The sequence below is a fragment of the Hoeflea phototrophica DFL-43 genome, assembly GCF_000154705.2.
Lineage (GTDB): Bacteria > Pseudomonadota > Alphaproteobacteria > Rhizobiales > Rhizobiaceae > Hoeflea > Hoeflea phototrophica.
This window is the reverse complement of record NZ_CM002917.1, coordinates 1,354,233-1,376,689: the sequence shown is the minus strand read 5'-3', so window position 1 is coordinate 1,376,689 and position 22,457 is coordinate 1,354,233. Positions and strand designations below refer to the sequence as shown.

General features: G+C 60.0%; 18 protein-coding genes. 6 read left to right on the top strand and 12 right to left on the bottom strand.

Features of this window, described 5'->3' with window-relative positions:
• Positions 1-368: 368 nt before the first annotated feature.
• From HPDFL43_RS06375 to HPDFL43_RS06360, 4 genes are all read right to left on the bottom strand, one after another.
• Positions 369-1,703, bottom strand: a complete 1,335-nt coding sequence (locus tag HPDFL43_RS06375; protein WP_007196466.1) for an alpha/beta hydrolase family protein — start codon at positions 1,701-1,703, stop codon at positions 369-371.
• A gap of 122 nt (positions 1,704-1,825) precedes the next feature.
• Positions 1,826-2,584 carry a crotonase/enoyl-CoA hydratase family protein gene (locus tag HPDFL43_RS06370; protein ID WP_007196465.1) on the bottom strand — a complete coding sequence of 253 codons (759 nt, stop codon included), beginning with the start codon at positions 2,582-2,584 and terminating at the stop codon, positions 1,826-1,828.
• Between the two features lie 19 nt (positions 2,585-2,603).
• Complete coding sequence (locus HPDFL43_RS06365) at positions 2,604-4,385, bottom strand: acyl-CoA dehydrogenase family protein (RefSeq protein ID WP_040449101.1); 1,782 nt, start codon at positions 4,383-4,385, stop codon at positions 2,604-2,606.
• A 224-nt stretch (positions 4,386-4,609) separates the two neighbouring features.
• Positions 4,610-5,686, bottom strand: a complete 1,077-nt coding sequence (locus tag HPDFL43_RS06360; RefSeq protein WP_007196463.1) for a GGDEF domain-containing protein — start codon at positions 5,684-5,686, stop codon at positions 4,610-4,612.
• Positions 5,687-5,820: 134 nt separating this feature from the next.
• On the opposite strand from HPDFL43_RS06360, the gene HPDFL43_RS21610 reads away from it, so the two are divergent.
• From HPDFL43_RS21610 to HPDFL43_RS06340, 3 genes are all read left to right on the top strand, one after another.
• Positions 5,821-6,578, top strand: a protein-coding gene (locus HPDFL43_RS21610) for an IS5 family transposase (RefSeq protein ID WP_156970165.1) whose coding sequence is annotated in 2 segments (ribosomal slippage) — positions 5,821-6,157 and positions 6,157-6,578 — 759 coding nt in all. Because the reading frame shifts where the segments join, the coding sequence is not laid out codon by codon here.
• A 134-nt stretch (positions 6,579-6,712) separates the two neighbouring features.
• Positions 6,713-7,684 (top strand): L-threonylcarbamoyladenylate synthase, encoded by a 972-nt coding sequence (locus HPDFL43_RS06345; RefSeq protein WP_007196460.1) that lies wholly within the window; start codon positions 6,713-6,715, stop codon positions 7,682-7,684.
• Between the two features lie 83 nt (positions 7,685-7,767).
• On the top strand, positions 7,768-9,198 hold the full coding sequence (locus HPDFL43_RS06340; protein WP_007196459.1) for an FAD-binding oxidoreductase: 1,431 nt from the start codon (positions 7,768-7,770) through the stop codon (positions 9,196-9,198).
• A gap of 42 nt (positions 9,199-9,240) precedes the next feature.
• On the opposite strand, the gene HPDFL43_RS06335 is transcribed toward HPDFL43_RS06340, so the two are convergent.
• Positions 9,241-12,126 carry a DUF1217 domain-containing protein gene (locus tag HPDFL43_RS06335; protein ID WP_007196458.1) on the bottom strand — a complete coding sequence of 962 codons (2,886 nt, stop codon included), beginning with the start codon at positions 12,124-12,126 and terminating at the stop codon, positions 9,241-9,243.
• A gap of 289 nt (positions 12,127-12,415) precedes the next feature.
• Between HPDFL43_RS06335 and HPDFL43_RS06330 the strand changes: the two genes are divergently transcribed.
• On the top strand, positions 12,416-12,982 hold the full coding sequence (locus tag HPDFL43_RS06330; RefSeq protein WP_040449100.1) for a DUF6101 family protein: 567 nt from the start codon (positions 12,416-12,418) through the stop codon (positions 12,980-12,982).
• 68 nt (positions 12,983-13,050) lie between these two features.
• On the opposite strand, the gene ubiA is transcribed toward HPDFL43_RS06330, so the two are convergent.
• The 3 genes from ubiA to HPDFL43_RS21900 all read right to left on the bottom strand — a co-directional run bounded on the left by ubiA (position 13,051) and on the right by HPDFL43_RS21900 (position 14,868).
• A complete protein-coding gene (gene ubiA / locus HPDFL43_RS06325; protein WP_040449793.1) occupies positions 13,051-14,013 on the bottom strand; it encodes a 4-hydroxybenzoate octaprenyltransferase in 963 nt (320 codons plus the stop codon).
• A gap of 113 nt (positions 14,014-14,126) precedes the next feature.
• Positions 14,127-14,558, bottom strand: coding sequence for a BLUF domain-containing protein (locus tag HPDFL43_RS21300; RefSeq protein WP_084594585.1), 432 nt, complete (start codon positions 14,556-14,558; stop codon positions 14,127-14,129).
• Positions 14,524-14,868, bottom strand: a complete 345-nt coding sequence (locus tag HPDFL43_RS21900) for a hypothetical protein (protein ID WP_007196454.1) — start codon at positions 14,866-14,868, stop codon at positions 14,524-14,526. The genes HPDFL43_RS21300 and HPDFL43_RS21900 overlap by 35 nt, the downstream gene beginning before the upstream one ends.
• An 18-nt stretch (positions 14,869-14,886) precedes the next feature.
• On the opposite strand from HPDFL43_RS21900, the gene purD reads away from it, so the two are divergent.
• Both purD and HPDFL43_RS21290 read left to right on the top strand, forming a co-directional pair.
• A complete protein-coding gene (purD, locus tag HPDFL43_RS06315) occupies positions 14,887-16,167 on the top strand; it encodes a phosphoribosylamine--glycine ligase (protein WP_007196453.1) in 1,281 nt (426 codons plus the stop codon).
• Between the two features lie 96 nt (positions 16,168-16,263).
• Positions 16,264-16,842 (top strand): plant virulence effector HPE1-like domain-containing protein, encoded by a 579-nt coding sequence (locus HPDFL43_RS21290; RefSeq protein WP_007196452.1) that lies wholly within the window; start codon positions 16,264-16,266, stop codon positions 16,840-16,842.
• Positions 16,843-16,952: 110 nt separating this feature from the next.
• Here HPDFL43_RS21290 and glyS read toward each other — a convergent pair whose 3' ends face one another.
• The 4 genes from glyS to HPDFL43_RS06290 form a co-directional block, all read right to left on the bottom strand.
• Positions 16,953-19,319, bottom strand: a complete 2,367-nt coding sequence (gene glyS / locus HPDFL43_RS06305; RefSeq protein ID WP_007196451.1) for a glycine--tRNA ligase subunit beta — start codon at positions 19,317-19,319, stop codon at positions 16,953-16,955.
• A gap of 107 nt (positions 19,320-19,426) precedes the next feature.
• The gene (locus HPDFL43_RS06300; RefSeq protein ID WP_007196450.1) at positions 19,427-19,912 is read right to left on the bottom strand and encodes a fasciclin domain-containing protein; all 486 of its coding nucleotides are present in this window, start codon (positions 19,910-19,912) and stop codon (positions 19,427-19,429) included.
• 241 nt (positions 19,913-20,153) lie between these two features.
• Positions 20,154-20,399, bottom strand: coding sequence for a CDGSH iron-sulfur domain-containing protein (locus HPDFL43_RS06295; RefSeq protein ID WP_007196449.1), 246 nt, complete (start codon positions 20,397-20,399; stop codon positions 20,154-20,156).
• A 123-nt stretch (positions 20,400-20,522) separates the two neighbouring features.
• Entirely contained in the window at positions 20,523-22,445 is a 1,923-nt protein-coding gene (locus HPDFL43_RS06290) for a DUF2207 domain-containing protein (RefSeq protein ID WP_007196448.1), read from the bottom strand.
• Positions 22,446-22,457: the final 12 nt, after the last annotated feature.

Here is a 22,457-nt window from a genome sequence, read left to right as displayed (position 1 = left end):
GGCGCAGCCGACCGCTGGACGCGCTTTGTGAGGGGGCGGCACTTGCCGCGCCCTGCCTTCATGCAAGCCGGTTGTTGCCGCCAACCCCAAGAAGGCCCCTCCCCAACCCCTCCCCACAAGGGGGAGGGGCTAGGATTGCCGCAGGCTCAATGCCCTCACTGCAGACCTTGCAACAGGTTCAACAGTCGATGCGAGGACGGTCGCCGAAGCCGGGTTAAGCCCCTCCCCCTTGTGGGGAGGGGTTGGGGAGGGGTTTGTAGCTCAAGGCCAGGATGACCGACAAATTGGGACGCCCTAGCAGCACCGACGCACACAAAAAGGCGGCACACCTCAATGCGCCGCCTTCCTTTGCAATCAAACCTTACGCCTTATTCCCCGGCCTTGAGCACCTCGTAGCGCAGGCCCTTGGCGGTGCGGTTCTGGAAGCCGTTCCAGTGGGTGTGTTCGGGCTTGTTGGTGCCGTCGTCTTCGCGGGCCCAGACGCCGTCATTGGCGGGGGGGGTGAGGTCGAGATAGGCGGCCATGGTCTCGTCGCCCTTGAGATAGTGGCCGAGCCAGGCGGTGACGAAGTGCTGCGAGATGTTGTTCATCCGCACCGAATCCCAGACCGCGTCATTGTAGTGTTCGGCGAGATTGAAGCCGAGGTCTGCGTCGACCTTGTCGGCCTCGGCGGGCGCGGGCATCGGGGCGCCGGCATTGTGGTTGGCGTTGTCGAAGGTCAGCAGCGAGCGGTCGGCGCTGGATGTGCCCTGCCAGATGGCGCGCACGCCCTTCTCATAGCCCGAGACATCGTCGATGGAACCGGCGATGAACAGCGACGGGATCTTGATGCCCTTGAGCGTCTCGGCATCCCAGAAGCCGCGCTCCATGCCCCATGGGCCGAAGGCGACGATGGTCTTGATGCGCGGATCGGGCAAGCCATTGTGGCTGTCGCTGCCGCTCAAATGCACGCCGAGCGTGCCGTGCGGGCCGCCCCAGCTCAGATCGACGGCGGCCTGGGTGACACCGCCGCCCGCAGTGATGATGGCGCCGTAGCCGCCCATCGAATAGCCGATGACGGCCGCATTATCGGCGTCGGCGAGGCCATTCAAGAAGTTGCCGTCCTCACCAGCGAGACGCGCCAGCTCACCCAGCACGAAGGTCTGGTCGAGCGAGCGGTTGACCAGTGTCGAGCCGAAGGCGGCGCGGGTGCGGTAGGTGGAATCGGTGTGGTCGATCGAGGCCACGACATAGCCCTTGGAGGCGATGTTTTCGGCCAGATGCGCCAGCAGGAAGCGGTTGCCGGGATAGCCGTGCGAGATGATGACCAGCGGCAGGGCCTCTTCGCTCGCAAGCGGTGCGGCTTCGCGCATGGCCTGGCCTACAAGCTTGACCTCGGTCTTGCCGTCACGCAGATAGGCCTTGAGTTCGGTGGAGCCTTCAGCCGTGCTCTCGGCGGGATACCAGACCTCGACGCTCAGCGGGCGGTCGTAGCGCGGCCACTCAGCAGGCTTTTCGGCAGCCGGATCGATGGCCAGAATGTCGATCTGGCCGGGATTGACCATCTCGAGCGTGCGCACGCCGACCTTGTACTCGCCATAGGCCGAGAGTTCCGGCGCATCGTGGCGCTGGGTGTCGATGCGGTTTTCAGCGAGGGCGTTGCCAGCAGCCATGGCGCCGGTGGCAATCACCGCCGCGAGGACGGTTGAACGTAGATGGAACATGATCTCTCCCTTGATCTGCGGTCATCAGGACTGCGGCATTCATCCATACCGGTGTCCTGTGACGGGTACGCGATGGTACCCCGGCAGATTACGCGAAGACAGGCGAGAACTTGCAATTGCATCTATTTTTTGCGGGCCATGAAGGTCTGGAACGCTGTGAGCGCCTCGGCGCTCTTGAGCTGCGCGGCGAACAGCTCGCCTTCCTCACGGATGCGGGCGACCACGGCTTCCGGATCGGGCTTGATGAGTCGGCGGGCGATGGCCAGCGCCTTGGGCGGCTTTTGCGCCAGGTTTTCGGCGGCCGCGAAGACCATCGGTTCGAGCTCATCAGCGGATGCTGTCTTGAAGATCAGGCCTGCCTGCTCGGCCTCCTCGCCTGAAAACGGGATGCCCGCGGCGAGCAGCGCAAAGGCCTTCTGATGCCCCATGACGGCTGGCGCCAGCAGGCTGGAGCCGGCTTCGGGCACAAGCGCCAGATCGACAAATGGCGTGTGGAAACGCGAGTCCGGAGTGGCGAAGGTCAAATCGCAATGCATGTGGATGGTGGTGCCGATGCCGATTGCCAATCCATCAACACCGGAGACCACCGGCTTTTTCACCGTCGCCAGCGCGATCAGGAAATCAAACACCTCGGTGCCCTTGGCGCCGCCCATGGCCACGGCCATGAAATCCTGCATGTCATTGCCCGAACTGAACGCGCCCGGAGTTCCCAGCATCACATGCACGCGCACACTGTCATCGGCATCGCCGGCGACCAGCGCCCTGGCCATGACCGCATACATGTCGCGGGTGATGGCGTTCTTCTTTTCAGGCCGGTTGAAGCGGATGACGTTGATGGCGCCGGTTTCGCCCGCGCGTTGGGTGAGAATGTGATCGCTCATATGGTGTCCCTTTTCGCGTTCAGGCGAGTGCAGCCTGGGCCGCTTCGAGGCTGTCGGCCCCGGTGGTGATGGTGACGCACAGCCCGGCCGTCTCCGGCGCAAGGCTGATGGCTGCAAATTTGGCGAGCGCCGCACGGCCATCGGCCTCCGGCGCATCAATATCGGCAAGCGCGCCGCGGGCCAGCATGGCGGCTGTTGCGGTCAGGCCGAAGAGCCTGAGATAGGGTGTCGCTCCCGCCAGGGCATCGGTCTGACGGCCTTCCGAAATGGCCAACTGGAGATAGGCGGTGGCGGTTTCGAGATCGGCAATCGCGGCATCAAGATGCTCGGCAACGCCATCCAGGCGCGGCGCATTGGAGGCACGGGCGGCCTCGGCGTCGGCCTTGAAGTCAGAGATCAGGGCCTTGACGGTGTCGCCGCCCGAGAGCGGAAGCTTGCGCATCACCAGATCGATCGCCTGAATGCCGTTGGTGCCTTCATAGATCGGGGCAATGCGGGCGTCGCGCAGATACCGTGCGGCACCGGTCTCCTCGATGAAGCCCATGCCGCCATGGACCTGAACGCCGAGCGAGGCGACTTCCATGCCGATGTCGGTGGCAAAGGCCTTGGCAATCGGGGTGATCAGGCTTGCGCGCTCGGCCCAGGCTTTCGCCTCGTCGCCCTCGCTGACCCGCGCCATATCCAGCGCCTCGGCACAGGAGTAGCAGATCGCGCGGGCGCCCTGGGTGAGCGCCTTCATGGTCATCAGCATGCGGGCGACATCGGGATGCTCGATGATTGGGCTCATGCCCTCGCCCTTAAAGCCCGGCGCGCGGCCCTGGGTGCGCTCCCGGGCGTAGGCGAGCGCCTTCTGATAGGCGGTTTCGGCAATCGCCACGCCCTGCATGCCGACGGCCAGGCGGGCATTGTTCATCATGGTGAACATGCAGGCCAGACCCCGGTTCTCCTCGCCGATCAACCAGCCGATGGCGCCGGGCTGATCGCCGAACTTGCCGTCGCCATAGATCATGGTGCAGGTGGGCGAGGCATGGATGCCGAGCTTGTGCTCGAGGCCCGAGCAGAACACGTCATTGCGCGCGCCGAGCGAGCCATCATCACCTACGAAGAACTTGGGCACCAGAAACAGCGAGATGCCGCGGGTGCCGGCCGGCGCATCGGGCAGCCGCGCCAGCACCAGATGAATGATGTTGTCGGTGAAATCATGCTCGCCATAGGTGATGTAGATCTTCTGGCCGAAAATCCGGTAGGTACCGTCGCCGACAGGTTCGGCGCGCGCCTTGAGCGCGTTGAGGTCGGAGCCGGCCTGCGGCTCGGTGAGGTTCATGGTCCCCATCCATTCGCCGGTGACGAGCTGTTCGAGATATCTGGCCTTGAGTTCATCGGTGGCGTGCTTTTCCAGAGCCTCGACAGCGCCCATGGTCAGCGTCGGGCCAATGCCGAAGGCGAGCGATCCGGAATTCCACATCTCCAGAGCTGCGACCGAGAGCAGCATCGGCAGGCCCTGCCCGCCAAACTCTTCCGGTCCGGTCAGGCCATTCCAGCCACCATCGATCCAGTTGCGATAGAGCTCTTTCCAGCCGGGCGGCGTGGTGACCGCAGCATCCTCGAGCACTGCGCCGTGGGTGTCGCCAATCTCGTTGAGCGGGGCAATCTGGTCGGTGGCAAAGCGACCGGCCTCGGCCAGAATGGCGTCGACCAGATCTTCGCCAAGATCGCCAAAGCGGCCGGCCTCAAGCGCCTTGCGCAGGCCCGCGACGGATTTCAACGTATGGGCAATTTCCTCAACCGGTGCACGATACATATCGTCTTCTCCCTGGCTCCAAAGTCGTGGTGATGGCAGATGCAAAACCAGTCTTTAGCGCTAAGTGATTTTTACGTAAACGTCAATTTACGTTGATGCGACAATCCACCTTTGGATGGGTGGATGCGACGCTGTGACACTTATGTCAGGGATACCTGCGGGGCTCAATCGGCAGCTTGTGGATCAACCGAGTCCCGTGTGCACCGCACGCCTTGCCCGAAGGGTCAGGGCCGGTAAATCATCCAGTCACGGCTGGCGCCAGTTGGCGCCTTGTCGGAATAGAGAGTGGCGCGGTTGCCACCGTTCTTGGCTGACATCACCATGGCCTTTTCGGCAAAGCTCATCAGTTCGGTGGCACTGTTGGCCAGGGTCGACATGGCAACGCCGAACGAAAGCGTGGCATTGCCGAGGCTGCGGCCATTCTTCTGGCTGATCATCGGCCGGGAGGCAATGCCGGCGCGAAACCCGTCGATCAACCTCATGATTTCGGATTCCTCGGCAGAGTTGATCAGAAAGGCGAACCGGTCCTTGTCCAGGCGCGCGACAAATTCGCCATTCCTGTTGACCTCGTGAAGCAGCTTGCCGACGTGGCGAACGAAGTGGTCACCCGCCAAGCTATCGGGGCCGGAGCTCTCGCCGGATGCGGCCAAGCCGCTGAAGCCGTCAATCTGGGCGAAGCCCAAACCGCACATCATCGGAAGATCCGGATTGGCATAGACTTTTGCAACCGCCTTGTTAAATGAGCGGCGGTTGGCGAGGCCGGTCAACGGATCGACAAATTTCATCCGTTCAAAACTGTCGATTTCGGATTTCACCTCCTCGATCGATTGAGCCTGCTGCTGTGCCGCAGCCGCCATGGCCTGGCTCTTGGAGGTTTGCTGTTCAGTCGCCTGGCTCAACTGCTGAATCGATTTGACCAGAGTTTCACGATCGATCTCACCTTCAACCGAAATGCTGCGTGAGGCTTCACCGATGATTTTGCCATAATCGTTCAGTGATGTTTTCTCTTCTTCGAGGAGATCAATGAACGACGCCATCTGATGGCGCATGTGATCGCTGGTCTTGCTCAGGACCGTTGCTTCATGATGGTGCGGCAGGTATTTCCGGCCGAGCTCATCCAGCGCCTGTTGCGACTTGACCTTGCCAATCGCGACAAATTCCTTCGTTAAATCAGAATTTTGGCCCGAGTAGGCTTCGTAAACGAGCTCGTAATTGCGTGGCAGGCCCTCGATACCCATCTGGAACATCGCGGTGGCGACACGGATGCCGACAGATCTTTCCGGGGATATCGGGTTGCTCATCAAAGTATCTCTTCGAATTTCTTCTTCATGGCTATTGTGTAGCGCAAAAGGTTATCGTCTAACTAGGGCCTGTGGACATTCAGGATTCCCATCGGGTTTGATTTCTGATTCAAACTTTCCAAACGGAGGTTTGAATGAACGAGCAGCGCTTTGTGGTGACGGATGATGTATGGCAGCGACTTGAGCCGCATTTGCGTGGAAAGGCCAGCGATGCGGGAGCCACGGCAAGAGACAATCGGCTGTTTCTTGAATCAGTTTTTTGGCGCGTTCGGACCGGCTCACCATGGCGCGACCTGCCGCCAGCTTTCGGGAATTGGAACAGTCAGTTTCGGCGGTTTCGCCGCTGGGCGAAGGCGGGAGTATTCGAGGGTCTTTTCAAAGCCATGAGCGGTGACCCCGACCTCGAATATGCGCTCATCGACGGCACCATTGTTCAGGTTCACCAGAAGGCAGCTGGCGCAAAAGGGGGACTCAGGCTCAGGCCATCGGGCGCTCACGCGGCGGCCTGACGACCAAAATCGTTGCACTCGTCGATGCTCTTGGCAACTTGGTCCGCTTTCTGCTGCTGCCGGGTCATGCGCACGACATGAAAGGCGTTGCGCCGCTGATCCGGGATGTCTCCTTCGGCGCGCTAATGGCGGATAAAGCATTCGACGCGAACTGGCTTCTAGAGGAGTTGGATGAGCGTGGCGCAAGCGCCGTGATCCCACCGAAATCAAACCGAAAGCAACAGCGTGACTACGATGTCGAAGCCTACAAGTGGCGGCATCTGGTTGAAAACTACTTCGCGAAGATCAAGGAATTCAGAGGCATAGCAACACGCTATGACAAAACGGACTGTAGCTACACAGCCAGTTGGAACCTTGCCGCGACCCTGATTGCGTCAAGATGATTGTCCACAGGCCCTAAACCAACTGTCTAAATTTGCATTTTTTGTGCCGTTTTTCTCGTAGTCAGCGGATTTCCCGCGGCGTTGCATCCCGCCGGAGCGACTGATAGAGCCAGCGCCGATGATATGGTGATGGCATGACGCAGATCCTTACGGTTTCAGATCCGAACACGCTCAGAGCGGCTGTCGAGGCTTTGCGCCGCGGCGAAGCTGTCGCCGTGCCCACGGAAACAGTCTACGGACTTGCAGCAGATGCCACCAACCCTTCAGCCATCACAGCAATCTACGAGGCCAAGGGCCGACCGCGTTTCAATCCATTGATTTCGCATGTGTCCGACATGGATATGGCGAGGGCACATGTCCTGTTCACACCGCTTGCGGAAAAGCTCGCGGCGGCGTTCTGGCCAGGACCACTGACCCTGGTGCTGCCGCTCAATCCGGATGGCGGGATACATGAGCTTGCAACCGCAGGGCTTGAGACTGCGGCCGTGCGGATCCCTGAAGGCTTTGCCCGCACACTGATAAAGAGCTTTGGCGGCCCGCTGGCCGCACCAAGCGCCAATCGGTCGGGCCGGATCAGCCCGACATCAGCGCGCCATGTGGCAGATGACCTTGATGGGCGGATCAACCTCGTTCTTGATGGCGGCCCCTGCCGGGTCGGCGTGGAATCGACCATCCTTGCGGTGAACGGCGATAAGCTGACGTTGCTCAGGCCCGGCGGCATTCCTGTCGACGCCATCGAAACGGCAGCGGGTGTGGCGGTGGACCGCCCTGGCCCTGATGCGCAGACGAGTGTGATCGCACCGGGCATGCTGAAGTCCCATTATGCTCCGGACGCCGCGCTGCGGCTCAATGCAACCAGCGTGCTGCCGGGTGAGGCAATCCTTCAGTTTGGTGGAAAGCCGCTTGATGGACAAGACAAGGCCTCACTGGTGCTGGACCTTTCCCCGTTGGGTGACCTGCGCGAGGCTGCGGCCAATCTGTTTTCGATGCTCAAACGTGCTGATGCGAGCCAAGCGACGGGAATTGCCGTCGCACCGGTCCCGCAACACGGGCTTGGCGAGGCGATCAATGACCGGCTCAACCGCGCGGCAGCGCCGCGCGACTGAAACCGGTTATTATATTGCCCATCAAGCCATGCCACGTGATTGACATCTCGACTTGAGAGAAGCCGGGCGCTAAATCGTTGCCTATGCTGAACTCCCAGATCGACTCGTCGCTTATCGCCCGCTTCACAGCCATCACCGGCGCGCAACACGCCGTGACCGAGCCGTCCGACATCGCGCCGCATCTGAGCGAGCCGCGAGGGCTGTACAAGGGTGAGAGCCCGCTGGTGTTGAAGCCAGCAGATACCCAGGAGGTCTCTGCGATCCTGCGCCTGGCCAATGAGACCGGAACGCCTGTCGTCCCCCAGGGCGGTAATACAGGCCTGGTGGGCGGCCAGTCGCCACGGCCCGGTCAGGGTGAGATCGTGATTTCGCTTGCCCGGCTCAATGCCATCCGCTCGCTCGATCTGGTGGGCCAGACCATGGTGGCAGAGGCCGGCGTGGTGCTCGCCAACGCGCAGCAGGCGGCAAGCGACGCGGGCTTGCTGTTTCCACTTTCCCTGGGGTCGGAAGGCTCCTGCCAGATTGGCGGCAACCTGTCGTCGAACGCGGGCGGCACGGCTGTGCTTGCCTATGGCAATATGCGCCAGCTGTGCCTGGGGCTGGAAGTGGTCTTGCCGAACGGCGAGATCTGGCACGGCTTGCGGGCCTTGAAGAAGGACAACACCGGCTACGACCTTCGCGATCTGTTCATCGGCGCGGAGGGCACGCTTGGCATCATTACCGCCGCTGTCCTCAAACTGTTTCCAACACCCAGCGGCCATGAGACCATCTATGCCGGTGTTGACAGCCCCGATGCGGCGCTGAAATTGTTCCGGCTGGCGCAGGACTATTGCGGGCCTTCACTGACCGGCTTTGAACTGATGCCACGCATCGGCATCGACTTCACCACCCGGCATATCGAGGGGGTGCGCGATCCTTTGGGCGAGCCCCACCCGTGGTACGCGCTTATCGACATCTCGTCAGGCCAGTCGCAGGACGCCGCACGCGCGATGCTCGAAGGGCTCTACGTCGCTGCCGACGAGCAAGGCCTTATCCGCGATGCGGCGGCTGCGGAAACCGAAGCCCAGCGCCAGGCTTTCTGGACGCTCAGGGAATCCATGTCATGGGCTCAAAAACCCGAAGGCGGATCCATCAAGCATGATGTGTCGGTGCCCGTGGCTCGGGTGCCCGAATTTCTGACCAAGGCAGATGCGGCCGTTCTGAAAGCCATGCCGGATGCGCGCATCGTCGCGTTCGGACATATGGGCGACGGGAACATCCACTACAACATCTCACAGCCGGTCGGCGCGGACACAGGCGCGTTTCTGTCGCGCTGGAAAGAGATGAACGAGATCGTCCACGCCATTGTCCTGGCGCTCGACGGCTCGATTTCAGCCGAGCATGGAATCGGACAGCTCAAACGCGATGAACTGGCCGCTATCCGCTCGCCTGTTGAAATGGCGATGATGAAGCAGATCAAGCAGGCTTTCGATCCCAAGGGAATCATGAACCCGGGAAAGGTGGTTGCAGGCTGATATAAAGTGAGCCCGCCGAGCCAAATCCGCTACAGCCCTCGCCTACCGGCCAAGCTGGCTGAGCGAGAGCAGCATATCGAAGCTGATTCCCGCGGAGGATGAACCACCCAGGATCACTTCCGCTGCTGTCGGTGAGGAACTGCTGTTTTCCAAATCATACATGATGGTGAAGCGCTCCACGAGCTTCTTGAGCTTTTCCGGATCGGCGAGGTCTGCCATGTCCATCCGGTCCTCAAGCAGCGCCGCCTGCGAATCGACACTCATGCCGGAAATCTCGTCAGGCAGGCTGAAGATGGTCTTGAAGACCTCATAGAGGGCGGTGTCACCCAGAATGTCATAAACGGATGTGATGGTTGGCGCCATACGCTCGAAATAGAGCGCAAGGCGGACGCCGTTGTCTTCCTCACCGCGTTCCAGTTCGATGGTCTGCCGCAAATACAGGTTCATCGTCTCATACAAATCTCCACGACTTGATATCTCGGCCGCATCACGCTGCATCAATTTCCCGGCTTCGTCGAAATTGAATGACGTCACCACCTCTGTGAGGCGAAAATCGGAAACGGTGTTTGCATAACTGTCGGGATCATCAAGGTCGGAGCGGAAAAGCAGCTGCAATTCGTCATTTGAGACCGTTTCCGGGTCGATGCCTTTTGCCGTCAACGCAAAATCGATCAACCGGCGATTGCCGAGCAACTGATCAAGCGTCTCAATGTTGCTCACGGTTCTCTGATAATAACTGGCTTCGGCCTCCGCATCCGATCGGGCCGTGGCCGCCTCTTCACCGGTCAAGAAGCGCGTTTTCTGTACAATGTAATCCCGGGAGATATCATCCATTCGCGCCTGGTCCTGGGCGGTCAGCGGAGCGGTCGCCACACCCTCGGAGTCAAAGTTGAAGAGATTGGCAAACTTCACATAGCGTTCGTCCTTGAGCGTGTACACGTAACTATTGGGATCCTGAAGGTCGCTGGTCAGCACCTTGCGCATAATTCGCTGAGGAATCTCGTTCGGATCAAGCTCAGCAGCCTGCATCGCAAAACTGTAGACGGCCGAGCTGTTGAACAGATCCTCAACTGTGGCGCCTTCCGTATTCAACCCGACCAAGTCGATCTGCATGCGCCTGATGGCTTCCTGGTCCGCCGCTTCGTCGGCATCATCGTAACCGCTGAAGTAGCGGCTCGACAAAACTGACTGGTTCTCCGCATCTACCGGCTGAAGCCCATCAGGCAATGTGCCATCTTCCTCGAAGTTGAATGCTCGGGACAATGCAACGAGGTCATCAAAATACGGTTTGCCCTTGTGGAAGGCGACCAGGTAGTTGGTCTCATCTTCAAGATCAGCATCGGTTGCGGGCGAGGTGATCGCGTTCTCGAGGGTGCTGGTCACCACGGTCAGATAGGTATCGAGATTGAAGGCTGACTTGAGATAGCTGACGATGCGTTCGTCTTCCATCATCTCTTCGGCGGTTGTGAACGAGCCAATGGTCTCTCTGAAATAGTCGTCATTGAGCATCGCACCGGTCAGCGTCAGGCGATCCTGGGAGGTTACATAGAGCTCTGTGGTCGCCTCAAGCTCGGCTTCGGTTTGAAATCCACCTGCAGGTACCGTTCCGTCATCGTTGAAATTGTACGCATAGGCCAGTGCCAGATATTTATCCGTTGCGTTGATGTAGTTTCTGGCCGCAGCAACATCTGTGTTCAACTGCGCCGCCAGCTGGTTTGTGTCATCGCCCAGCTCCGGCAGATCAGTGTAGGCTGCGATCGCGACATCCTTTGCAGCAACCGCATCATCAATGTCGCTGGTTGTCAGGGTCAAGTTGGCTTCCGCACCGGTAATCGTTACCCGCAGCGCATCGATTTGAGACTGTATTGCGGCCAGATCAGCACCTTCCTGGGTCTTGCTGGCCTCCAACTCGACAATCTCATTGAGCGATGTGGAGATGGTCCAGCGCGCATCCGTGTCGGCGGTCCAGACATCAATCTTGTTTCGCAGAGCCGTCATTTCCGGACTGTTTTCAAGACCATCTGCGATCAGTGCGCTTTCCTCCTCACGAAAGTCGATCATCGCCAGTTCAATGAAATTCCTGTACGTCGTGTGCAACCCATCGGTTAACACATCGATTTCCGTCTGGATGGAAGCTACGTCGGCACCCGGCTCGGACTGTCGAACCAGGGCTTCGTCAATAGCAGCCTGAATGGAGACAATGCCTTCACCATAGGCAACCATGGTTGCCTTGTCGTCGACTTCAGACTGGCGTGCGGCGATGTCGTTGAGAATGGGCTGGGCTGTTGAAAGCGTGGTTTCCGATGAGGTGCGATTGGCGATCAGGTTGGTGTTGAGGTAGCTGTTGGGGTCATCGGGGTCACTGGCTAGAATGCCGCGCAGGAACGTCCGGTCGACGGTGGATCCATCGATTCCGTAGGACTGGGTGATGAAGTCAAAGAGACGCGGGTCCGCGAGAAACTGATCAACATTCTCAACCAAACCTGCCATGGCGTTGTAGTAGTTGACTTCGCCGGAAATCTTGTCATCCAGGCTGGCAACGGTCTCGTCGTAGAGCCCGATAGCTTCATCGATCTGATTGACCGACATCGGCACCTTGCTGCCGTCCTCGAACTGAAAGGCCGCGGCAAAATCGCGGTAACGGCTGTCAGTCAACCGGTTGGCGTAGCTGTCACTGTCGGACAGATCACTCTCGAGGACCTTCAACATGAAGGCCTCGGCGTAGATCATGTCCTCAAGCCCGTGCGCCTTCATGGCATAGGAATAGAGCCGGTAATCGCCGACGAATTCCTCGGCTGAGCGGACTTTGCCGATGTTCTCCTTGAAGTAGGCTGTTTCCCGGCTGACCTGAGTCTGCTGGGAAACACGATTCATCTCTGCCTTGAGATCTTGGGCAACAAGGTTGTAGTTCAGATATGTGGTCGTCATGTCCGGCTCCGGGCACTTGGTAACAGCCCTTTGTCTTCATTTACAGATCCAAGCTTTCCTCAGGCCTGCGGGATGAAAGCCGTCCGGCACAGGCGGTGCTTGAATACTAAACAGGTCCTTACCTGTGGTTGTCTTTCGCTAACCATTTCCAAAACATAGGTTTTCTTAACCCAACTCCTTAAGCCGTCTGGAACGGCATTTGGGTCATGATCCGTCGTGTGAGAGGGCGAAAAGCCCCGAAAAGCGAGGACCGAAAAATCGGCTCTCAAGGGTTACAGAAGGCGAAAAAATGACCAACACAGTTTTGAAACCCGTATGGGCCGGGTACGAACTCAGACTGGATCCATCGAAATTCCCGCAACGCGTGTCCTATGCCGCACGCGACGAGATCGATGAAGTCTCGGTCCAGCTTGATGATCGCGGCGCGGTGATGAAGAAGGTGCTGGCCAAGTCCGGCCTTCCGTTGTCGATTGCCCTGCCCGCACGTGCTTTCAAAGGCGTCGCAGCCCGGGCAATCGATCATGGCGATGGCACCGTGACGGTCACACTGGAACTGCATCACAACGATCCGGCCATGTGCGTGCCGCTGCTGGTTGCTCACGATCTCGAGGACATTGCCGCGGACTGGCGGAGCTGGGCATCGGTCTATGGTCTGCCGATGCTGATGGTCGAGGCTGACGGCGTTGCCCGTCCGCTCGATGAAAACTCAGTCCATTACAATGTGCCTGCCCCCAGCCGTCGCCGCCGGCACAACCAGATCGCCGACCGGCGGCCGCGCTTTCTGGTGCGCCGCTCAACCGGCACCATGGGCATACGCATGAGGATCGAGGGACGCGAGATCATCGCCCGGCGCTGACCAGAGTTCAGATCAAACAGGAAAAGGCCCGCCAGCTCGACCAGCAAGGCGGGTTTTTTTTGTCCGCCTCAGCCCAGCAAGGCCGCGCCGAGGCCCAGAAAGACAATCAGACCTACGCGACTGTTGGCCTTGAACAGCGAAAGGCACTGGTCAGCATCATCGATGTTGATAACGCGGATCTGCCAGCCCAGCAGGATTACGCCGAGCGCAAGACCCGCATAGGCAGGCCAGGCGACACCGCTCAACCAGTAGGCCATCAGCGTCAGCGCCGCAAACAATCCGTAGAAAAGAACCAGCCACGCCTTGGTGTTTGCCCCGAACAGACGGGCGGTCGATCGAACGCCCACCAGGGCGTCATCCTCCTTGTCCTGGTGGGCATAGATCGTGTCGTAACCGATGGTCCAGGCAATCGCTCCCGCATACAGCAGGAGCGGCGCCAACGACAATTCCGCGAACAATCCGGCCCACCCCATCAGCGCGCCCCATGAAAAGGCGAGACCCAGGAAGAATTGCGGCCAATCCGTGAAGCGTTTGGCAAAGGGATAGACCGCAACCACGCCCAGAGAGGCAATGCCGAGAATGATGGAAAAAACATTGAACTGGATCAGCACCAGGAAACCAACCAGTGCCTGGGCCACCAGAAAGGCGACCGCCGCCCGTTTTGAAATCCGCCCGGAAGGCAATGGCCGCGACCGGGTGCGCGCCACCTTGGCGTCGATCTTGTAATCGACCAGATCGTTCCAGGTGCAGCCCGCGCCGCGCATGGCGATAGCGCCGGCCATGAACAGAGCCAGATGCCAGATGGTGACTGACGGTGACCATGTGCCCGACTGGCTGGCGACATTGGCCGCCAATGCCGCGGACCAGAAGCAGGGCCACATCAAAAGTTGCCATCCGATGGGGCGGTCCCAGCGGGCGAGCTGGGCGTGCGGCCAGAGCTGACGTGGCAGAACCCGGTAGACCCAATTGTCCGACGGCGCGTCAGCAACGCGGGAATGCTCTTCAGCGATGGGGTCCTGAAATTCGGGCATGCCGCGACTGTTGCCATCGGCGGCAAGGCAGGTCAAGGCGGCAAATCAGCCACCCCGGTTGCGCGCCCCGCCAAATCAGGCAGCGGCGCTGATACTCATCCTGAGCTTGGTGTTCACGCCCGAAGATCGGGAATGAAATCGAGACTGAAGGCAAGGACAATCTGGAAGAACAATCCTCCATCCTGAGAAGAGATCCGCTCGGCGAGCGCTTTCCGGGAAATCCTGAACACAGCCTTGTTCGAGGCATGGGCCGGATCAGGTTCTTTGAACCCCATGCTCCAATCCGAGAACAAGCGTTGATCCGTCGTTTGTTCGCTAAGGGCCATGACGTGGCGATGGCGCGAGTCGCGGCGAATGCGCGCCACCAGATTTTCCACCAAGCACGCTTCGCCCTCATGGATCTGGAGAAACATGGGATCAGCCCACATCAATATACCGGTTATGCCGTCGCGCAGATTGTTCTGACGGGAGGTCGTGAGAATATCTTGAAGATCAGCGTTCGACATCGGCCTAGAAGCGCCGCTGACGTAAATGGAAAGTATCATGGCCAAGTTTCTCCCGGCTCAATTTGCTTTTGGCCGCCGGGTGTTCGCTGAGCGGCTTCATGCCGCCCTCGGCAGGCTTTTCCCTGTCTAGCGCCGAGTGACTAAGGAAAACTGCAGGAAAATCTGTCATTTTTTGCACCACATATCCTTGGCATTGGCGGTCTTGCGGCGATCTTGGCTTGACCCCATGCCCGGGGTTTCCTAACCCGATGCTAGCCTTGCTGATGGCAAACGTCCGCGGATTGACGCGCAGATCGTTTTCCATCAGTTCGAAATCAGAGAAGCGTTGTGCCTCACTGTTTTCCAGCAATTGCGGAGTGCGATGAAAATGAATGTGCTTTTGATTGGATCAGGCGGACGCGAACATGCGTTGGCATGGAAAATCGCGCAATCGCCTCTGCTTGGCACCTTCTTCGCGGCGCCGGGCAATCCGGGGATCGCCGATCATGCCGAGCTGACGGGCCTCGACGTGAGCGACCACCAGGCAGTGATCGCATTTTGCAAGGACAAGGCCATCGACATGGTGGTGGTCGGCCCAGAGGCGCCATTGGTGGCGGGACTTGCCGATGCACTGAATGACGCCGGCATCAAGGTGTTCGGGCCTTCAGCCGCGGCTGCACAGCTCGAAGGCTCGAAAGGCTTTACCAAGGATCTGTGCGCGCGGCAGGGGATTCCCACCGCCGCCTATCAGTGTTTCAACAATGCACCCAAGGCCAAGGCCTATGTGCGGACCCAGGGTGTGCCAATCGTCATCAAGGCGGATGGCCTGGCCGCCGGCAAGGGCGTGACCGTGGCCATGACACTCGAAGACGCCTTTGATGCGATCGAGGATTGTTTCGAGGGCGCTTATGGCGAGGCCGGAGCGGAAGTCGTGGTCGAAGAGTTCATGACCGGCGAGGAAGCCAGCTTCTTCTGCCTGTGCGATGGTCAAACCGCCCTGCCCTTCGGCACGGCGCAGGATCACAAGCGGGTGGGCGACGGCGACACGGGCCCCAACACCGGCGGCATGGGCGCCTACTCACCGGCCCCGGTGATGACGCCCGAGATGATTGCGCAGACGATGGAACAGATCATCGACCCGACCATGCGCGGCATGGCGGAGATGGGCGCCCCCTTCACCGGCGTGCTCTATGCCGGGCTGATGATCGATGAGACAGGTCCGAAGCTGATCGAATACAATGTCCGCTTCGGCGACCCGGAATGCCAGGTGCTGATGATGCGGCTCAAGGATGACATTCTGGTGCTGCTTTCAGCGGCAGCGGATGGCGGGCTTCGCCACGTATCGGCGCGCTGGTCCGATCAGGCGGCACTGACCGTTGTGATGGCGGCCGAGGGCTATCCCGGCACACCGAAAAAGGGCAGTGCGATTGCAGGACTTAAGCAGGCCGAAGCCAATGGCGCCAAGGTGTTTCATGCCGGTACAGCGCAAAAGGACGGTCAACTGATTGCAAATGGCGGCCGCGTGCTCAATGTAACCGCGCAAGGCGCGGACGTCAAAGCCGCTCAATCGCTGGTCTATCAGGCGGTTGAAGCGATCGACTGGCCGGGCGGATTTTACCGCCGCGATATTGGTTGGCGGGCGGTTGAACGGGAAAGCAATCTTGACTGACTGTTAACCGCTTCCAAAAACCGGATCGTAACGGCCCGCTGCTAGGCTCAACTCACCAAAGGCCGGGAATACCGGCGCGAACGGGAGTAAGCAGCCATGCTGAGATTGATCACCGCCCTATCCCTGTGCGCAGTCGCGAGCGCCGCAAATGCAGCATCGGTCGAGGCGTTCAAGCCCACATCAAGCACCCGCAACAGCATCATCGAGATCGGCTGCCCACCCTGCGTGCTCGCAGCGCAGAAAGCAGCCGCCGAGGCAGAGGTCAAGCTCGCGCCAGGCGAACAGATCTTCGAGGTTCGCGATGTCGGCGGCGAGAAGATGATCTACCGCACCGAGGGCTGGCTGGGTGGTTCACCCGTTACCATGGTAAGCAAGGCCACTGAAGCCAATCTTGCCGCGCTTGGCATCGGCGAGGCGGAAACAGATGTCGCAGACGCACCGGCCACCGAAGATGGCGTCGTCGCGGCAGATGAAGTGCAGACGGCAGACGTGGCAAAGGAACCGGCTGTGACCGAACCCGCGCTCGTTGCGCCGCGGCTGATCGAGCAGCCGCTGTTTGAACCGGTCATCGCCAACAGCGCGCCTGGCATTGACACCGACGCCACCACATCAGCGGTCCAGGAAAAGGCCGCGAAGCCATTCGATCCATCGACGTTCGAGCTCAGGCTGAACTGATCGGTCCCTGCCCCACCTGGTCCGACACCGGACCGAAGGTGAAGGCACTCAGCCGGCGCCCTCCTCCAGGGGTTGCCGGCTCAGGGCATTTTGAGGGCCGTGTTTCCCGGTCAGCCGGATATGCGGGAGAAATCCGCAACCGCGCCGGTGGCGTGGCGGATCATGGCGAGCAGCGCCAGGCGGTTGGCCCGCACGGCCTCGTCATCGGCATTGACCAGCACAGCTTCAAAAAATGAATCAACAGGTTCGCGCAGCGTGGCAAGAGCTGACATGGCTGCCGCATAGTCTTCATTTTCAATGACTTGGATGGCCGCGCTGACAGATTGAGTCACCGCGTTAAAAAGATTTCTCTCCGCATCCAGCTCGAACAATGCGGGGTCAATCGTCTCGGCGACAGCCGTCCCCTTCTTCTCTTCGGCGGCCAGAATGTTGGCGCCACGCTTGGTTCCGGCCAGCAGGTTCTTGCCGTCATCGGTGTCGAGAAACGCGCCCAACGCCGCGACCCGGCGGGTGATGTCGAGCAGGTCATCGGACTGCGGGGTAATCACCGCGTCGATCAGATCGTGGCGTGCGCCCTGATCGCGGAGATAGACCTTCAGGCGGTCGTGGAAGAAGGAGAGGAGGTCGGATGCTGCTGCCCATGAGAGATCCGCTGTCTCATTGATGAAATTCTCGGCGGCTTTTCGGCTCACCATGTCTTTTGCGAACTGATCGCGATATCCAGAAGGAAGAGCTCCTTTGCTTTCCAACTTTTCCAAATCCGCAATGATTTTTGCAAGACCGCGCATTTGAAGCCCAACAAGGTGGTCGGCTACCGAGGTTCCAATAAACCGTAGTAAGCTGGCCGTCTCTCCACTTGAAGTTACTACGCGGAGATCAACGCCATTCTCCACCAAAATCCGGATCACGCCCAGCGCCGCACGCCGCAGCGCATAGGGGTCCTTGGATCCCGTGGGCTTTTCGTCGATGGCCCAGAAGCCGACCAGCGTGTCGAGCTTGTCCGCGAGCGCCACGGCAATCGAGACCGGATCGGTCGGCACCTGATCGGACGGGCCTTGCGGCTTGTAGTGCTCTTCGGCGGCCAGCGCGACCGAGGCATTCTCGTTCTGGAGGCCGGCATAGATGCGGCCCATGACGCCCTGCAGTTCGGGGAACTCGCCGACCACCTCGGTGGTCAGATCGGCCTTGGCGAGCATGGCGGCGCGGGTGGCATGCTCGGGATCGGCACCGACGATGGGCGCCAGCTCTGCGGCCAGTTTCGCGATGCGTTGCACCCGCTCGCCTTGCGTCCCGAGCTTGGCGTGGAAGGTGACGCCCAACTGGTCGAGCCGCGCCATGCGCTGGTCGAGCGGCTTGCTCATGTCAAGGCCGAGTTTCTCAGCCGAGGCGGTGAGCTTTTCGAGATCCGGCAGGTCGGCCTGGTCTGTGTTCCAGAAATAGAGCGCGTCCGAGAGACGGGCGCGCACCACTTTGCCGTTGCCGTAGGCGATTTCCTTGCCGGCGTCGCTGGCCTCGATGTTGGAAACCAGGATGAACTTGTTCGACAGCCCGCGGCCGGGCCTGCGCAGCACGAAGCACTTCTGGTTGGTTTTGATGGTGAGACGGATGATGTCGTCGGGAATTGCGAGGAAATCCTCCTCGAACTCGCCCATCAGCACAACCGGCCATTCGACCAGGCCGGAGACCTCATCGAGAAGCCCTTCGTCCTCAACCAGTTCAAGACCCGAGGCGAAGGCGAGATTGCGTGCATCCGACAGGATGATTTCCTTGCGCCGCTCGGCATCGAGCACCACGCGGGCACGCTCGAGCTTGTCGGCGTAATCATCAAAGCGGCGCACGGTGAAGGGATCGGGCGCATGAAAGCGGTGGCCCGATGTGGTGTTGCCGGCAACCAGCCCGTCGATCTCGAAAGCAATGACGGTCGGCTCTTCGGTTTCGGGACCAAAGGTGCAGATGATGGATTGCAGCGGACGCACCCATTTGAGCGATTCCGAGCCCTTGCCCTCTATGCCGTGGTAGCTCGAGCCCTTTGGCATCGAGGCCGCGCCCCAGCGCATCGATTTGGGCCAGGAAAAGCCGCGGATGATGCCGGGCATCACATCGGCGATAATCACTTCGGCGTCACGGCCGGGCCGGGAGATATGGGCGACATAGAAATCGCCCTTCTTCGGATCCGTGTGCACATGGGCTTCAGAGATATCGTTGAGGCCCGCCTTGCGCATGAAGCCAGCCAGCGCCTGCTCGGGTGCCTTGGTGGACGGGCCCTTGATCTCTTCATGCACATCCTTGGAGCGCGCAGTCAGCCCGCGGATATCGAGTGTCAGCCGGCGCGGTGTCCAATATTCGCGCGCAGCCTCATAGGTCAGCCCGGCATCGACCAGCGCGTCGGTCACGGATTTGCGCAAATCGCCCGCAGCCTTGCGCTGCATGCGTGCGGGAATCTCTTCGGAGCGGAGTTCAATGAGAAGATCGGGCATGGGACATCCTGAAAACAGATTTCGGGCGGGACTTAGCAAGCCCCGCCCGAAATGTCATCCGTCGATTGCCATTTGTGGCGCTGATGCGCGCCCTCAAACCGCTATTGTCAACTCGATGGCAACATCACCGTGTCGATCACATGGATGACGCCGTTGTCAGCCTTGATGTCAGCCTGCACCACGGTGGCGTTGTCGACCGTGACCGTGTGGCCGGATTTGGCAACAGCCAGCGTACGGTCACCACCCGATTTGATGGTGCGAACGTGGATCGGACCGGCGGGGAGCTGATTTGACACCAGTTCGCGCGGCAGCACGTGATAGCTCAACACCGCGACCAGCTGGTCCTTGTTCTCGGGCTTGAGCAGGTTTTCGACCGTGCCGGCCGGAAGCTTGGCAAAGGCTTCGTCCGTCGGCGCGAAGACGGTGAGATTTTGACCGGTGGCAAGTGCATCGGCAAGACCGGCAGCCTGGGCTGCGGCCAGGAGCGTGCCGAACACGCCGGCGCCCTGTGCTGTCTCAACGATGTTGGCGGCGTTGGCCGCGGGTGCGGAAAGGGTCAGCGCCATGGCGGCGGCAAGAAGGGTCTTTTTCATCAAGATTCTCCTGGGTTCGTAACGCCGTAGCGGCGGGCCACCTTGTGTGGTGGCGACAGGAGGGTTTACGCAGCCGACCGTTTCCGGATTGGGATTCCGAATTCACATAATTGTCAGAATGACCGTGTGATCCAAAGGCGTCGATCTGCCTTTTTGTTTCCAATCACAGCACAAAGCTCTGAACAGACTGGGATTCTCGCCTTCTTGTTTGTCCCCCAAGTCCCGGGGGCGAGGCTGTCCCCTATCCGGAGACAGTCGAATGGGAGCCGTCGCAGAAAGGCTGTCCATCGGTCTGCTTGCAGGTGCAGAAGAACTTGGCTCCGCTTTGCTCGGCGGTCCATTTGAGCGGCTGGAACTCCGTGCCACTGTGGCTGCCATCACAGAACGGTTGTTTGCTCGACTGGCCGCAGGTGCACCAGAAGTAGGATTTGTCAGCCTCGACTTCGATGCGGACGGGCACGGTGGCAGCGACTTGACCCTTGGTCATTGGCAATTCCTCTTCGGAGTTTTCGAACCAGTACTGAAGCTATCCTGACCCGAAGGAATTTCAAGGCCTTCCTAATAAAGCATGCAGTTAAGGCCCGTGCTCTTTTCAGCGCAGGAAGGCCTGTTACCAGCCTCCACCACCGCCACCACCGCCGCCACCGCCGGAGGAACCACCGCCAGACGAGCCGGACGAGCTCTTGGGTTGCGGCATGGAAGACGCCATGGCAGCCGATACGGCTGCAACCGACGAGGCCGCAGCGGCCCCTATATTGCCGGGCGACCAGGAATTGCCATGGTACCAGTTTGGCCGGTAATCCGGCTCTCGATCCGGCGCGATGCGCGCGAGTTGCGCCGCCCAGGCTTCCGACCAGAGTTTTTCGACACCCAGACCCGCCGCGTAGGGCAGAAACCGTTCGAACAATTCTTCAGACATTTCCGGCGCATCGCGCATGTTGAGGCGGTTGGTCTCGGCGGTTTCGAGATAGAGCTTGAAGCCCTTGATGTCGTTGAGCACCTTGGCGCCGATCTCGGTGGGCGCACCGATGAGACCGACCATCAGGATGAATGTCACCATGCCGATGATCAGCAGCGCTCCGGCGAACTGGTAGACCGGAAAATCACCTGGAACCAGGACCACCAGAACCGCGATCAGCAAGAGACCGGAGCCAACCAAGGCCAGAAGGCCGCCCATGATCCTGTTACCGATGCCCGGTTGCATGAAAACCGATCGTCCCGCAACCCAAAGAATGCCTCCAAAAAGCGACATGAAGAAAACAGGCAGCAGATACATCAAGCCATCTTCGGGCGGATCCTGGAGGATCAGGCCAATGATGAATGCCGGGATCGCGATGATGCCGCCAAGCAGAAGCCAGCCCAGGTTGGAATTGTAATAGCGGCCTTCATACTCTCTCGAAATCGCAAGGCGCAGCTTTGTCAGCGCGCTTTTCAGAACCGGGCCATTGCTCTTGTTGAGAGTGATTTCATCACGCTTGCCAAGCAGTGTCGAATAAAGCGCGTTCTCGCCACCGGGCAGGACCGCCGAGCCCGAGGCCTCCGCAGGGCCGCGCTGAATTGTAACGGTGCCGCGCGCGTCTTCGTCAATCACCATGAAGCGCTTCACTCCAAGCGACAGCAACGCAGCGATGAAAGGCAGATCAATGCCCTTCTTGCCGGAGCGGAAGCCATTGAAATGGGCAAAGGAAAGGGCGGCGGGCGATAGTTTTTCCGGCGGATGGAACAGCGGAATGACCGGCGGTGCCGGGGGGTCGCGCCCGACCTTGTTCCAGGCATGTAGAAGATAGACCGGAAGGCCGAGCCATCCCAGGATCATCACAACAATGCCGATATTGTCTCCCAGCAGCGCCGCGCTGCCGCCTGCATCAGGCACGACGAGGCCTTTGGTGAAGCCGACTGCAATCGTCATGCCCTCTTCAGGTCCGAGCGGCCTGGTCAGGTCGAAGCGAACCCGGGATCGGCCTTCACCGGCGGCCCGGTAGTCGCTGCCATCGGCCCCGAACGCGCCTGTATAGGCGGCAAGCTGTTCGGCGCGTGCGCCGTCGGGCAATTCCACGTTTGCCGCAGCAGACAGGATCGGGAACGTCCAGAAATTGCCGGTGACGTTCCAGTAGAGCTCGTCATAGCCCTCAAAGTAGCGAAGCTGCCGGGTGGTCGCGTAACGGATCGTGTAGGTGTGTTCACCACGGGGAATGAAAACATCCGCATCGCCGATGTAAATCCTGAAGAAACGTCCCTGCCATTCGGTGTTGTAGGGTGAGGGCTGCCCGTTGTGGAGCACCTCAAGAAGTTCAAAGCCGTTGCTCGACCACAGACCCCTGTCGTCGAGCGTGCGAAGCGGGATATCGCGAAAAATGCCACGGCCTATGACGTTGCCCTCGGCATTGACCCTGATGGTCTCTGTCACCTCAAGCGATGAATCCACGTTCACCTTGATATCGGCGACGAAAGCGCGGATTTCCTCGCGCGCCGAAGCCGCCTGCGGCGCGAGCAGCGCGATGCATATCAGAATCGCAGCAAGCCAAAGCCTCATCGTCCTGTCCGC

What these genes read in the sequence shown, in the direction of transcription:
- purD (WP_007196453.1), top strand. Translation starts at nt 14,887, where the DNA reads ATGAATGTGCTTTTGATTGGATCAGGCGGACGCGAACATGCGTTGGCA.
- HPDFL43_RS21290 (WP_007196452.1), top strand. Translation starts at nt 16,264, where the DNA reads ATGCTGAGATTGATCACCGCCCTATCCCTGTGCGCAGTCGCGAGCGCC.
- HPDFL43_RS21300 (WP_084594585.1), bottom strand. Translation starts at nt 14,558, where the DNA reads ATGATACTTTCCATTTACGTCAGCGGCGCTTCTAGGCCGATGTCGAAC.
- HPDFL43_RS06375 (WP_007196466.1), bottom strand. Translation starts at nt 1,703, where the DNA reads ATGTTCCATCTACGTTCAACCGTCCTCGCGGCGGTGATTGCCACCGGC.
- HPDFL43_RS06360 (WP_007196463.1), bottom strand. Translation starts at nt 5,686, where the DNA reads ATGAGCAACCCGATATCCCCGGAAAGATCTGTCGGCATCCGTGTCGCC.
- glyS (WP_007196451.1), bottom strand. Translation starts at nt 19,319, where the DNA reads ATGCCCGATCTTCTCATTGAACTCCGCTCCGAAGAGATTCCCGCACGC.
- HPDFL43_RS06340 (WP_007196459.1), top strand. Translation starts at nt 7,768, where the DNA reads ATGCTGAACTCCCAGATCGACTCGTCGCTTATCGCCCGCTTCACAGCC.
- HPDFL43_RS06295 (WP_007196449.1), bottom strand. Translation starts at nt 20,399, where the DNA reads ATGACCAAGGGTCAAGTCGCTGCCACCGTGCCCGTCCGCATCGAAGTC.
- ubiA (WP_040449793.1), bottom strand. Translation starts at nt 14,013, where the DNA reads ATGCCCGAATTTCAGGACCCCATCGCTGAAGAGCATTCCCGCGTTGCT.
- HPDFL43_RS06290 (WP_007196448.1), bottom strand. Translation starts at nt 22,445, where the DNA reads ATGAGGCTTTGGCTTGCTGCGATTCTGATATGCATCGCGCTGCTCGCG.
- HPDFL43_RS06330 (WP_040449100.1), top strand. Translation starts at nt 12,416, where the DNA reads ATGACCAACACAGTTTTGAAACCCGTATGGGCCGGGTACGAACTCAGA.
- HPDFL43_RS06345 (WP_007196460.1), top strand. Translation starts at nt 6,713, where the DNA reads ATGACGCAGATCCTTACGGTTTCAGATCCGAACACGCTCAGAGCGGCT.
- HPDFL43_RS06300 (WP_007196450.1), bottom strand. Translation starts at nt 19,912, where the DNA reads ATGAAAAAGACCCTTCTTGCCGCCGCCATGGCGCTGACCCTTTCCGCA.
- HPDFL43_RS06370 (WP_007196465.1), bottom strand. Translation starts at nt 2,584, where the DNA reads ATGAGCGATCACATTCTCACCCAACGCGCGGGCGAAACCGGCGCCATC.
- HPDFL43_RS06335 (WP_007196458.1), bottom strand. Translation starts at nt 12,126, where the DNA reads ATGACGACCACATATCTGAACTACAACCTTGTTGCCCAAGATCTCAAG.
- HPDFL43_RS06365 (WP_040449101.1), bottom strand. Translation starts at nt 4,385, where the DNA reads ATGTATCGTGCACCGGTTGAGGAAATTGCCCATACGTTGAAATCCGTC.